7 protein-coding genes are annotated in these 13,781 nt (G+C 49.1%); 6 read left to right on the top strand and 1 reads right to left on the bottom strand.

The window, feature by feature from the left end; all coding sequences use genetic code 11:
- The first annotated feature begins 58 nt into the window (after nucleotides 1-58).
- The 6 genes from hflX to BM257_RS09145 are packed head-to-tail and all read left to right on the top strand — an operon-like array spanning nucleotide 59 to nucleotide 10,938.
- On the top strand, nucleotides 59-1,393 hold the full coding sequence (gene hflX / locus BM257_RS09170) for a GTPase HflX (protein ID WP_092071427.1): 1,335 nt from the start codon (nucleotides 59-61) through the stop codon (nucleotides 1,391-1,393).
- Between the two features lie 22 nt (nucleotides 1,394-1,415).
- A complete protein-coding gene (locus tag BM257_RS09165) occupies nucleotides 1,416-3,269 on the top strand; it encodes a DUF4954 family protein (RefSeq protein ID WP_092071424.1) in 1,854 nt (617 codons plus the stop codon).
- Between the two features lie 33 nt (nucleotides 3,270-3,302).
- Complete coding sequence (locus BM257_RS09160; RefSeq protein ID WP_092071490.1) at nucleotides 3,303-6,206, top strand: M16 family metallopeptidase; 2,904 nt, start codon at nucleotides 3,303-3,305, stop codon at nucleotides 6,204-6,206.
- 19 nt (nucleotides 6,207-6,225) lie between these two features.
- Complete coding sequence (locus BM257_RS09155) at nucleotides 6,226-7,875, top strand: fumarate hydratase (protein WP_092071421.1); 1,650 nt, start codon at nucleotides 6,226-6,228, stop codon at nucleotides 7,873-7,875.
- A 7-nt stretch (nucleotides 7,876-7,882) separates the two neighbouring features.
- Nucleotides 7,883-9,472, top strand: a complete 1,590-nt coding sequence (locus BM257_RS09150) for a M6 family metalloprotease domain-containing protein (RefSeq protein WP_092071418.1) — start codon at nucleotides 7,883-7,885, stop codon at nucleotides 9,470-9,472.
- Between the two features lie 38 nt (nucleotides 9,473-9,510).
- Nucleotides 9,511-10,938 carry a M6 family metalloprotease domain-containing protein gene (locus tag BM257_RS09145; protein WP_092071415.1) on the top strand — a complete coding sequence of 476 codons (1,428 nt, stop codon included), beginning with the start codon at nucleotides 9,511-9,513 and terminating at the stop codon, nucleotides 10,936-10,938.
- A gap of 26 nt (nucleotides 10,939-10,964) precedes the next feature.
- On the opposite strand, the gene clpB is transcribed toward BM257_RS09145, so the two are convergent.
- Nucleotides 10,965-13,472 carry an ATP-dependent chaperone ClpB gene (clpB, locus tag BM257_RS09140; protein ID WP_092071412.1) on the bottom strand — a complete coding sequence of 836 codons (2,508 nt, stop codon included), beginning with the start codon at nucleotides 13,470-13,472 and terminating at the stop codon, nucleotides 10,965-10,967.
- Nucleotides 13,473-13,781: the final 309 nt, after the last annotated feature.

Below are 13,781 nucleotides of genomic sequence, written 5' to 3'. Positions count from 1 at the left end.
AAAATAAGTATGTAATATGTAATTTTTTTGTACCTTTGCCACATATTTATATAAAGGTATGAAAGAATTCGTAATATCTGAGGTCAAAGCCGAGACGGCTGTGCTGGTGGGACTGATTACCCAGGAGCAGGACGAGGCGAAGACCAAGGAATATCTCGATGAGTTGGAGTTTCTTGCCGATACCGCTGGTGCTGTGACAGTCAAACGTTTCACGCAGAAGGTACAGGGTCCTAGTCAGGTGACTTATGTGGGTAAGGGAAAGCTCGAAGAGATCAAACAATATATCAAAGAATGCGAAGATGCTTACGAAGAGTGGCTTGATGCTGGCTCACCCCTTCCTTTGGAGGGGCAGGGGGAAACTCCTCAACCGGTAGGTATGGTCATCTTCGATGACGAGCTAAGTGCTAAGCAGATCCGTAATATCGAGGCTGAGTTGAAAGTAAAGATTCTCGACCGAACCTCGTTGATCCTCGATATCTTTGCCATGCGTGCCCAGACAGCCGAGGCAAAGACACAAGTCGAGTTGGCACAGTATCGTTATATGCTCCCCCGTCTGCAACGACTGTGGACCCACTTGGAGCGTCAGGGCGGTGGTTCTGGCTCTGGTGGCGGAAAAGGCTCGGTAGGTCTTCGCGGACCTGGTGAGACCCAGTTGGAGATGGACCGTCGTATCATCCTCCATCGTATCACCTTACTGAAAGAACGCCTTTTGGAGATTGACAAGCAGAAGACGACGCAGCGTAAGAACCGTGGTCGCTTGATTCGTGTCGCCCTCGTGGGATATACCAATGTGGGTAAGTCGACGATGATGAACCTGCTTGCCAAAAGTGATGTCTTTGCGGAGAACAAACTCTTCGCCACCCTTGACACTACCGTACGTAAGATGGTCATCGACAACTTGCCCTTCCTCCTTGCCGATACTGTTGGATTTATCCGCAAGCTGCCCTCTGACCTGGTGGAGTCGTTTAAGTCGACCCTTGATGAAGTGAGGGAGGCAGACCTGCTGGTGCATGTGGTAGATATCTCACATCCTGATTTCGAGGAACAGATCAAGGTGGTGGAGAAGACCCTTGCTGACCTCGGCTGTGCCGACAAACCCTCGATGTTGGTATTCAATAAGATAGATGCCTATAAGTGGACCCCACAGGACGAGGATGACCTCACGGCACCAACCAAGGAGAATATCTCTCTTGACGAGTTGAAGAAGACATGGATGGCGAAGATGAGAGGAGAGAGAAGTGAGGAGAGGGGAGAGTGGAGCGACTGTCTCTTTATCTCCGCTAAGAAGAAAGAGAATATCGACGAGTTGCGCGAGATACTTTATAACAGGGTACGTGAGCTCCACGTACAGAAATATCCGTATAACGACTTTCTGTATACAGTAGAAGAATAACTTACACAACACATATATACTTATGAGAGATTACAGACAACTGACACAAGAGGAAATTGAAGTGCTCGAGCGTAACAGCTGCTGGGCAGAGGACTGGGACCGAGTAATGGTGGCGGATACGTTTAAGCCCTATGGGTTCCATCGTGTAGTATTCTATGGCGATATCCGTTTGGGCTCCTTCGACAAACAGGTGGAGGTGACCAAAGGTTTCACCAAGCATGCGGGTATCAATGATGCTACCCTGCGTAACGTGACAGTGGGAAACGACTGTCTGATAGAGAAGATCGGTAACTTCATCAATAACTATACCATTGGTGATGACTGCTATATCTCCAATATCTGTACACTGGAGACGACGGAGGGTGCCACCTATGGAGAGGGACATGTCGTCTCTGTACTCAACGAGATGGGAGATGGTAACGTCATCCTTTTCCATGACCTCAACTCACAACTGGCTGCCTTGATGGTGAAGCATTTCAGGGACAAGAGTCTGCGCGACAACATCACTCGTTTGGTGAATGAGGAGATCCGTTTCACGTTGCCAGAGCGCGGCACCATCGGAAACGGGGTGAAGATCATCAATACCAAGGAGATTACCAATACCGTCATCAAGGACGACTGTGAGGTGAATGGGGCAGCTCGACTGAGCGACTGTACCATCATGTCGTCGAAGGATGCCTCTGTATATATCGGAACGGGTGTTATCTGTGAGAACTCTATTATCTCGAATGGTTGTTCTATCACAAACTCTGTGAAGATGCAGGACTGTTTCGTAGGGGAGGCTTGTCAGATCACCAATGGTTTCACGGCAGAGGCGAGTGTGTTCTTCGCCAACTCGTTCATGGCGAATGGTGAGGCTTGTGCTGCCTTCTGCGGACCATTCTCCGCCTCCCACCACAAGTCAAGTCTGCTGATAGGTGGCGAGTACTCGTTCTATAATGCTGGTTCGAACACCAACTTCTCGAATCATGCCTATAAGATGGGACCGATGCACTATGGTGTGCTGGAGCGTGGCTCTAAGACCGCAAGTGGCGCCTATGTGCTGATGCCTGCGAAGATCGGTGCTTTCTCTGTCTGCTTCGGCAAACTGATGAACCATCCCGATATGCGCTGTCTGCCCTTTGCCTATCTGATGGCATATGGGGAGACGATGTATATCGTCCCTGGTCGTAACATCACAACGGTAGGACTCTATCGTGACATCAAGAAATGGCCTAAACGTGACCGTCGTGCTCCTTCCAGCAGGAAGAGTATCATCAACTTCGACTGGCTCTCTCCCTTCACAGTGGGAGAGATCGTGCAGGGTAAGAAAATCCTGGAGGCTTTGCGTCTGGCTGGTGGTGATAACGTGTCATCTTATAATTACCATGAGTATATCATCAATGCGTCATCCTTGCGGAAAGGTATCAAATACTATGACATCGCCCTGCGTATCTATATGGGTGCTGTCTTGAAGCGTGCCGTCAAGGGTGGGTTCTTGGGTAAGCCTGCCTCTACCATTGGAGAGGGCGACTGGAACGACTTGTCTGGATTGTTACTGCCTGCCTCAGAGGAGCAGCGACTGATAGACGACATCAAGAGTGGCAATATCGAGAGTATCAAGGATATCCTGAACCGCTTCAGGGAGATTGACAGCCACTATCGGGAGTACCAGTGGACATGGACCTATCGGATGATTCTTGACTACTATGGTCTGGAGGAATTGACAGAACCTGCCATGCAGCGGATCCGTGAGGATTACGTCCGTGCCCGTCGTGCCTGGATTGCCGAGATCCGCAAGGATGCGGAAAAGGAGTTCGCTATGGGTGACGTGGAGCAGGATGTATTCGACGACTTCATCTCGAAGCTCGATCATGAAATAGACTATGAGGAATAGTTGAGATATAAAAAATGAAAGATTGAAATAATGATGAAACTGAAACTCATTCTAACAAGTTGTCTTATTGTGCTCGGGATGAATGCACAGGCAAGGGACTATCAGTATCAGACCGTCAATGGTGATCTGACTAAGACACGTATCTATACCTTGGACAATGGTCTGAAGGTATATCTGAGTGTTAACAAGGAGAAACCGCGCATCCAGACGTATATTGCCGTGCGTACTGGTTCAAAGAACGACCCAGCGGAGACGACGGGTCTTGCCCATTACCTGGAACATCTGATGTTCAAAGGTACCAAACAGTTTGGTACGAATAATCCTGTTGCTGAGGCTCCGTTGTTAGATGAGATTACCCAGCGCTATGAGGTATATCGCAAACTGACGGATCCTGAGCAGCGTAGGCAGGCGTATCATGAGATAGACAGTGTAAGCCAGCTCGCCGCCCAGTATTTCATTCCCAACGAGTATGACAAGCTGATGGCGGCGATTGGTGCCCAGGGTACGAATGCCTTCACGAGTAATGATGTGACATGTTATACAGAGGACATCCCCTCCAACGAGATAGAGAACTGGGCGAAGATACAGGCGGACCGCTTCCAGAACATGGTGATCCGTGGTTTCCATACAGAGCTGGAGGCTGTCTATGAGGAGTATAACATCTACTTGAGTGACGATGGTGACAAGGTATGGAAGGCAATGGGGGAGAAACTGACTCCCACGCATCCCTATGGTACCCAGACTACGATAGGTACGCAGGAACATCTGAAGAACCCCTCTATCGTCAATATTAAGAACTACTTCAATAAGTGGTATGTCCCTAATAATGTAGCCATCTGCATGGCAGGTGACTTCGACCCTGACAAGACGGTTGCTGTGATCGATCAGTATTTTGGCAACTGGAAACCAGCTTCTGATGTCAGCCAACCTGTCTTTCCAGAGCAAAAATCTTTGACGGCTTCTGTCGATACGACTGTTATCGGACAACAGGCAGAGGAGGTATGGGTAGGATGGCTAGGTAAGAAAGCCTCTGATTTGCAGTGTGACACTTTAGGGGTGATAGAGGAGATGCTGTCCAATGGCAAGGCGGGAATTTTCGACCTGGGACTGAATCAGTCGATGAAAGTACAGGTGGCACAGGCAGGTATGATGCCGATGCAGGATTACTCCTTGTTTTTCCTCGTGGGAATGCCGAAGCCGGGACAGTCTCTGGAGGAGGTGAGAAACCTCATGATTGAGGAGATTGACAAGATGAAGAAAGGAAACTTCTCGGATGACCTGATACCCTCTGTTATCAATAACAGGAAGCTGACGTGGCAGAAAGGACTTGACAATAACCTTTGGAGGGTCCGCCTGCAAATGGGAGCTTTCATTAATGGTATCTCCTGGGAACAGGAAGTGGGAGAACTCGACAGAGTCTCTAAGATGACCAAACAGCAGATGACGGACTTTGCCAACCGCTTCTTCACGGATGGCTATGTTACGATCTTCAAGGCACAGGGTGTCGACTCTACACAGAAGAAGATCGACAAACCCGCTATCACACCGATCCCTGCCAACCGTGATATGGTCAGTCAGTTCGTGAAGGATATCCAGAACTCAAAGGTGGAACCTATCCAACCAGTCTTTGTGGATTTCAAGAAGGATATCACTCTGACGGAGACGAAGAAGAAACTCCCTGTCATCTATAAGCAGAATAAGGATAATGATCTCTTCACCTTAGTGTTCCGCTATGAGTTCGGTCATCAGGATGACAACCGCTACAGTGTTGCCACGGATTATCTCGACTATGTGGGTACGGACCAGTTGAGTGCCGCTGATATCAAACAGCAGTTCTATCAACTTGCTTGTAACTATTCCATCCATTCTAATGCGGATTGTGTGAATGTCACACTGAGCGGTCTCTCGGAGAATATGCAGCCAGCCCTTCAGTTGTTGGAGAAGGTGTTACACCATGCCAAGGCAGACAAGACATCCTATGACCAGTTTATAGACCTGACACTGAAGGCTCGTGATGACAGGAAAAAAGACCAGCGTACCTGCTTCGACTATCTGTATCACTATGGAGTCTATGGGTCTCATAATATCCGTCGTGACGACATGACAGAGAAACAGTTACGTGAGACTGACCCGCAGCAGTTGCTCGACCTGTTGAAGAACCTCAGCACTTTGGAGCACCGCGTACTCTATTATGGTCCTCTCTCCGAAAAGGCACTCTCTGACATGATTACCAAGGAGCACCAAACTCCCAAGGCACTGTTGCCTGTTCCTAAGGGCAAACCCTTCACAGCCGAACAGACTCCGAAGGATGAGATATGGATTGCTCCCTATGACGCGAAGAATATCTATATGCGTATGTTCCATAATGAAGGACGTGCCTTCCGTCTGGACGAGGCAGCCACGATTACCATATTCAACGAGTATTATGGTGGTGGCATGAACGGTATCGTGTTCCAGGAGATGCGTGAGGCTCGCGGTCTCGCCTATAATGCCTCTGCCCGTTATTTCCGTCCTGAGAGGAAAGGACAGAGTGAGTTCTTCTTTACCCATATCATTACCCAGAATGACAAGATGATGGACTGCGTCAACCATTTCCATTGTATCTTGGATACCATTCCACAGAGTGAGGCAGCTTTCCAGATTGCCAAGGAGGCTGTCATCAAACAGATGGCAAGTCAGCGTACGACGAAGTTTAATACTATCAGTCGTTACCTCACGATGCAGAAACTGGGTTATGACTATGATATTAATGAGAAGATATTCCGTGACCTGAAGGACGTGACGTTACAGGATATTGTCCGTTTCGAACAGCAACAGATAGCACGCAAGCCCTATCGTTACCTCTTGTTGGGTGACGAGAAGGAACTGGATATGAAGTCGCTGGAGAGGATTGCTCCCGTAAAGCGGCTTACCTTAGAGGAAATTTTTGGATATTAATAACTAAATAAATACGATTATGGCACAACCAGTAGCATTCAAGTATGCCCCGATGTTTCAGGTGGGCAAAGACGACACGGAGTACAGACTCCTCTCAAAAGAGGGAGTGACAACCGCTGAGTTTGAGGGAAAGGAAATCGTGAAAGTCTCTAAGGAGGCTCTCACCTTATTGGCACAACAGGCTTTCCATGATGTGGAGTTCATGTTGCGCCGTGAGCATAACCTGCAGGTGGCTCAGATCCTCAAAGACCCTGAGGCTTCAGAGAATGATAAGTATGTCGCCCTGCAGTTCCTGCGTAATGCGGAGGTCGCCGCCAAGGGTATCCTGCCCTTCTGTCAGGATACGGGTACCGCTATCATTCATGGTGAGAAGGGTCAGCAGATATGGACCGGTTTTGAGGATGAGGAGGCACTGAGTCTTGGTGTGTTCAATACCTTTACCCAAGATAACCTGCGCTACTCACAGAACGCACCGCTGAACATGTATGACGAGGTGAACACCCGTTGCAACCTCCCTGCCCAGATTGACATCGAGGCAACAGAGGGTGCAGAGTACAAGTTTGTGATGGTGGCAAAAGGTGGCGGCTCTGCCAACAAGACCTATTTCTATCCGATGACGAAGGCAACTATCCAGAACGAGGGCACACTCATTCCTTTCCTCGTAGAGAAGATGAAGTCATTGGGTACGGCAGCATGTCCTCCGTATCACATCGCTTTCGTTATTGGCGGTACCTCTGCGGAGAAGAACCTGCTGACGGTGAAGCTCGCCTCTATCAAATACTATGACAACCTGCCGACGACAGGTGATGAGACAGGTCGTGCCTTCCGTGATATCGACTTGGAGGAGAAACTGATTGCTGAGGCTCATAAGATTGGACTGGGCGCTCAGTTCGGTGGTAAGTACCTGGCTCACGATATCCGTGTCATCCGCTTGCCTCGTCATGGTGCTTCTTGTCCTATCGGTATGGGCGTGTCCTGCTCTGCCGACAGAAATATCAAGGCAAAGATCAACCGTGAGGGTATCTGGCTCGAGAAGATGGACGCTAACCCCACAGAGTTGATTCCTGAGGAGTTGCGTCGTCCGGGTGAGGGTGGTAAAGGTATCGAGATCGATCTCAACGAGGGTATCGATGCTGTTCGCAAGGAACTGTCAAAGTATCCTGTCTCTACCCGTGTCAACCTGAAAGGTACCATCATTGTGGCTCGTGACATCGCTCATGCTAAACTGAAGGCCCGTCTGGATGCTGGTGAGGGTATGCCGGAGTACTTTAAGAAATATCCTGTACTCTATGCTGGACCTGCCAAGACACCAAAGGGTTATCCTTGCGGATCGATGGGACCAACCACGGCTAACCGTATGGATCCCTACGTAGACGAGTTCCAGTCTGTAGGCGCTTCTCTCGTGATGATTGCCAAGGGTAACCGTAGCGATGTGGTGACAGAGGCTTGTAAGAAACATGGTGGTTTCTACCTCGGTACTATCGGCGGTGTCGCTGCAGTACTCTCTCAGAGTTCTATCAAGAGTATTGAGTGTGTAGAGTATCCTGAGCTGGGTATGGAGGCTGTGTGGAAGATTGACGTAGAGGACTTCCCCGCCTTCATTCTTGTTGACGACAAGGGTAATGACTTCTTCAAGCAGTTGAAGCCTTGGTGCCCGAATGCCAAATAAATAAAAGATGAAAATTAGACTTATCGGAATATTATTATGGTTCTTCTTCCCTCTGTGCATGATGGCACAGGGGGATGAGTTCCAGATTATAAAAGGCGACTGTCTGCCTTCGGCTTCTGCTGAAGGAGTCTCTCATCGTGCCTCTCGACGCCTTCCCGCCTACCAGAATGACTGGGACCCGTCAAAGACTTATCACCAACTGGTTATCCTATTTTCTTTTGCTGATGCGGACTTCACGAGGGATGATCCGAAGGAGTATTATGAGAGGCTTTTCAACGAACCGGGTTATAATGAGGGACACGGACCAGGTTGTATGTCAGACTATTTCCGTACCCAGTCCAATGGTTTCCTCAATCTCCAGTGTGATGTCTATGGACCATATAAGGTGCCTATCAAGGCATGCCCTATAGAGAATCCTGATGAGAAGACAAGAAATTATGGGTCCCAAGCTATGATGGAAGCGACGAATCGTTTCCTGGAGGATCATCCGGAGATTGATTTCTCACCATATGACTGGAATGGTGACGGCAAGATCGAACAGGTCGTCTTTGTCTATGCGGGTACTCCCGGCAATGTCAGGTCGTCGCTTGGTCATATCTGGCCTAACACCTCGTCTTTCTCAGCCCTTACGACACCTGATGGGAAAAAGATCTCCAACTATTCGGCAAGTGCTGAATATTGGGGAATAAAGCAAGATCTAACCGTCGTCTATTGTGGCATCGGTACCATCTGTCATGAGTATTCTCATTGTTTAGGATTACCAGACATTTATCCTGTAGGTTCTCCATCTCTTAATCTTCCTTATGCTTCCGTTGACGAGTGGGACTTGATGGATGGTGGTAACTTCGTGGAGTGGGGGTGGTGCCCGCCCAGTTACTCTCCTTTGGAGAAAATGTTGTTAGGATGGCAGACACCTATAGAGCTGACGGAGGCGACGACGATCATTGATCTGAAACCTGTCTCAGAGGGGGGTGCCGCCTATCAGATTAAGCATACCGACAACGAGTATTTACTGCTGGAGAACCGCCAATGGACAGGATGGGACACTGGTATACCAGGAAAAGGACTAGTGATTTATCATGTGAACTATAATGAGAGTGCATGGCGTAATAACACCGTGAACTCGTTCAATTCCGAAGACGATTTTCGATATAAGCTATTCCATGCCGATAATAAGACTTTTGCGACATGGGAGGCAGAGCTGGGGACAAAATCCAATTATGTTAATCCGGACAGGATGAATAAGCTTCACTTGAGTACATCGTCCTATCCTTATGGGGATAACAAGGAACTGACCAATACGTCTACACCTGCTGCCCTGATGAAAACAAAGAATCCGGCTGGTGAGAACCTGTTGTCGAAGCCTATCACTAATATCCAGATGACGAACGAGGGATTGGTATCCTTTGATTTCATGGGAGGTACGACAGGGATTGAAGAATTGAAGAAAGGAAGAAAGGAAGAAAGGAAGATGGAGGGTGCCTGGTATGACCTCAGTGGTCAACGGCCTGTTTCCAACTCTCCACAGAAAAAAGGTGTGTATATCTTCCGTGAGAAAGATGGAACGACTTATAAAGTGATGATTAATGCGAAATAAAAAAAAGTATACTTCTTTTATTGCTATTGGTTGTTACTATGACAATCCCGGCAGTGGGACAGGAACGGTTGCATTGCTCTCAAGACCGTCACCCGAAACATGTGACGATGCGAAGTAGTCGTGCCAGTGAGCATACGATGTCTCGTCGTATGGAGTATTTAGGCGAGAAGCATCAACTGCTGTTTCTGGTAGATTTCAGCGATTTGTATTTCCAGGATGCTGATCCTGCGGCCTTATGGAAGAAGGTCTTCAACCAAAAGAACTTTCAGGAGCCTCCTTTCCATGGTTCTGTCCATGACTATTTCTATGAACAGAGTTTCGAACAGTTTGACTTGGTGTTCGATGTGTATTATGTGCACATGGACAAGAATCATGCGGAGTACCGTAGTGGAGATATCGATTTTTATGATGATACCCGTTCCGGGTTACTCCTGACAGAGATCCTGGATATCAAGAAAGAGGAGATCCCCGACTGGTCCATCTATGACTGGGACGATGATGGATATATCAACCAAATCGTAATCCTGTTTGCGGGAAAGGGACAGAATGACGGAGGTGACGAGACGACTATCTGGTCACATCAGTGGTGGCTCAGTGTCCAGTCAGAAGCTCCTTATTACAGAGAGTGGGGACATCCGTATCCTGTGTCCAGCGGAGGCAAGGAGTTCAAGGTAGACAGCTATGGTATCTTCCCGGAATTGACTAGAGAGGGCACCTATGGCACCTTCGGCTCGTTTTGCCATGAGTATAGTCATTGTCTGGGTCTGCCAGATTTTTATTATGGAACAAATATCGATATCGTTGGGAGGTGGGATATCATGGATCTTGGAAACTATAACGAAGGAGGGTTTTGTCCCCCGTGTTACAGTGCCCATGAGCGGATGCATCTGGGATGGCTTGACCCTATAGAGCTAACAGAGACGACGACAATCACGGATATGGAGTCGATCAGTCATGGTAAGAAAGAGGCGTATCTGATTCGTAACGACGGGTACTCCAACGAATATTACATCGTGGAGAACCGTCAGCAGACAGGATGGGATAGTTCGTTGCCTGGCAGCGGTATCGTCATCTTCCATATTGACTATGATGAGGATATATGGAAGTATGGTTCTCCCAACACTAAAGATCGGACGATGTACTCGATTATTCCTGCCAATACCCAAACGAGTGTGTCATATGCTTCTGGATGGGCTTATCCCTATCAGAATAACAATATGTTGACGAACGAAAGTACTCCTGCCGCCACGTTGTTCCATGAGAATACTGATGGCACGCTATTCATGAATAAGTCGTTGACCGATATGACAGTGACTAATGGACTTGCTTCGTTCCAGTTTAAGAATAACGTGACAGGCATTTGGGAACAGAAAGTTCTCAGCCAGCCGAAGATTCTCTATGACTACGGTCCTATATATATAATAAGGAACGCGCAAGGAGAAATCAAAAAGGTGATGAAACACTAAGTTTCATCACCTTTTTCATCTTTCATTTAATTCCTAAATACCAGTCCGTCTCCGAACTCATCAATGATAATCGGCTTTGAACGGTCTACCTCGTCGGCAAGAATCTTACGCGATAGGTCGTTGAGCACCAGGTGCTGGATGGCACGCTTCACAGGACGGGCACCGAAGTCGGGGTCGTAACCCTCTTGGGCAAGGAACTTGACGGCAGTATCTGTAATCTGCAACCGGATGCCCTGTTGCTCCAGCATGTCTGTCACCTTCTTCATCTGTAAGCGTACCACATCGGCTATCTGCTCCTGTGTCAGTTGCTGGAAGGTGATAATCTCGTCAATACGATTCAGGAACTCCGGACGCATCGTCATCCTCAGTTGCTCACGGGTGGCATTGGATGTCATGATGATGATGGTGTTCTTGAAATTCGCGGTCCGTCCCTTGTTGTCCGTCAGTCGTCCGTCATCCAGTACTTGCAACAGGATGTTGAAGACATCAGGATGTGCTTTCTCTATCTCATCGAAGAGGACGACGGAGTAGGGCTTACGGCGTACAGCCTCGGTCAGCTGACCTCCCTCGTCATAGCCTACGTATCCCGGAGGTGCACCAATCAACCGGCTGACGGTATGTTTCTCCTGATACTCGCTCATATCGATACGGGTCATCATCGTCTCGTCATTGAAGAGATACTCGGCAAGAGCCTTGGCAAGTTCTGTCTTACCGACACCTGTCGTGCCGAGGAAGATAAACGAGGCGATAGGACGCTTCGGGTCTTGCAGACCGGCACGGCTGCGTCGTACGGCATCACTGACTGCAACGATAGCCTCATCTTGTCCGATGACTCGTTTGTGCAGCTCTTCCTCCAGATGCAACAGCTTCTCACGCTCGCTCTGCATCATTCGGGTGACGGGGATGCCTGTCCAACGGCTGACGACCTCTGCGATATCATCGGCAGTGACTTCCTCACGCACCATAGCATTACCATCCTGTGCGTTGGCGAGTTGCTGTTGGATATTCTTGATATCATCCTCTAAAGCCTTGAGCTTGGAGTAGCGTATCTCAGCGACTTTACCATAGTCGCCTTCACGCTCAGCACGTTCTGCCTCATATTTCAGTTGCTCCATCTCCTGCTTGTCCTGCTGGATCTTATTGACCAACTGGCGTTCGCCTTCCCACTTGGCGCGGTACTGTTGCTCTTGCTCGCGCAGTTCTGCGATGTCCTTATCGAGTTGGGCGATCTTAGGCTCGTCGCCTTCACGTTTGATTGCCTCACGCTCAATTTCCAACTGGGCAAGCTTACGGGTAATCTCATCCAGTTCCTCTGGCACACTGTCACGCTCCATACGTAGCTTGGCGGCAGCCTCATCCATCAGGTCGATCGCCTTGTCAGGAAGGAAACGCTCGGAGATATAACGCTCGGAGAGCTGGACGGCGGCGATACAGGCATCATCCTGGATACGTACCTTATGGTGGTTCTCGTAACGCTCCTTCAGTCCACGCAGGATGGAGATGGCACTCAACTCGTCCGGCTCATCCACCATGACCGTCTGGAAACGACGCTCCAACGCCTTGTCTTTCTCGAAGTATTTCTGGTACTCGTTGAGGGTGGTGGCACCAATGGAGCGCAGCTCACCACGAGCCAGTGCCGGTTTCAGGATGTTGGCGGCATCCATCGCACCCTCCCCGCCACCGGCTCCTACCAGTGTGTGGATCTCATCGATGAAGAGGATGATGCGTCCCTCGCTCTTCGTCACCTCGTTGATGACAGACTTCAGACGCTCCTCAAACTCACCTTTGTATTTCGCACCAGCCACCAAGGCTCCCATGTCGAGGGAGAAGAGTTGCTTGTCTTTCAGGTTCTCTGGTACGTCACCACGAACGATACGCTGGGCGAGTCCCTCCACGATGGCAGTCTTACCCGTACCAGGCTCACCTATTAATATAGGATTGTTCTTCGTACGACGGGAGAGGATCTGCAGCACGCGACGGATCTCGTCATCTCGTCCGATGACAGGGTCCAGCTTACCCTGACGGGCAAGGTCCACGAGGTTCTTGGCGTATTTCTCCAACGACTGGTAGTTGTCGTCAGCCGACTGCGACTGCACTTTCTGTCCTTGTCGCAACTCATTGATGGCGGCACGCAGGTCTTTCTCCGTGATACCGGCATCTTTCATGATGCGTCCTGCGGTGGCACCATCCGTCAGCAAAGCGAGTAAGATAGGCTCCACGCTCACGAACTCGTCACCCATCTTCTGGGCGTAGTCCTGTGCTTTGAGCAATACCTTATTGCTGTCGCCCGACAAATAAGGCTCGCCACCCTGCACACGGGGCAGGTGTTGCAGCTCCTGTCCAACGAGCATCTCTATCTGCTGACCGTTGACGCCGAGTTTCTGAAACAGAAAGTTCACGACATCCTTTGCCTTTGCCGTCACACCAGCCAGCAAGTGTGTCGGCTCTATGGTCTGTTGACCATTACGCTGCGCGGTATTCACAGCCTCTTGCACTGCTTCCTGCGCCTTGATAGTGAATTTGTCAAATGTCATAATTTGGTCCTCCTATTCTTTTAATTGTTTCTGCCGACTAGCGGACAAACAGTGTGCCGAGCAGAGGGAAACCGACAAAATGGCGGTTTTAAATGCCATTCTGTCTTATTTGATGGGGATAACCGTCCTGACTTTTCTTTGTTAAGGAGTTTGAAGGAGACGGAACGGGATATCTGGAACAGGGGTTAACAGCCTTTGTTACAGGGGTAAAGTGGCAGGGAAACAGGGAGAAAGGTAGTTCCTTTCGTATTTTTAGCGGCCGCCAAAAATAATCATAGCGCCCGCCATGAATAATCATAGCGGGCGGCA

Source organism: Prevotella sp. tf2-5 (genome assembly GCF_900115435.1).
GTDB lineage: Bacteria > Bacteroidota > Bacteroidia > Bacteroidales > Bacteroidaceae > Prevotella.
This window is presented reverse-complemented; position numbering and strand designations above follow the sequence as displayed.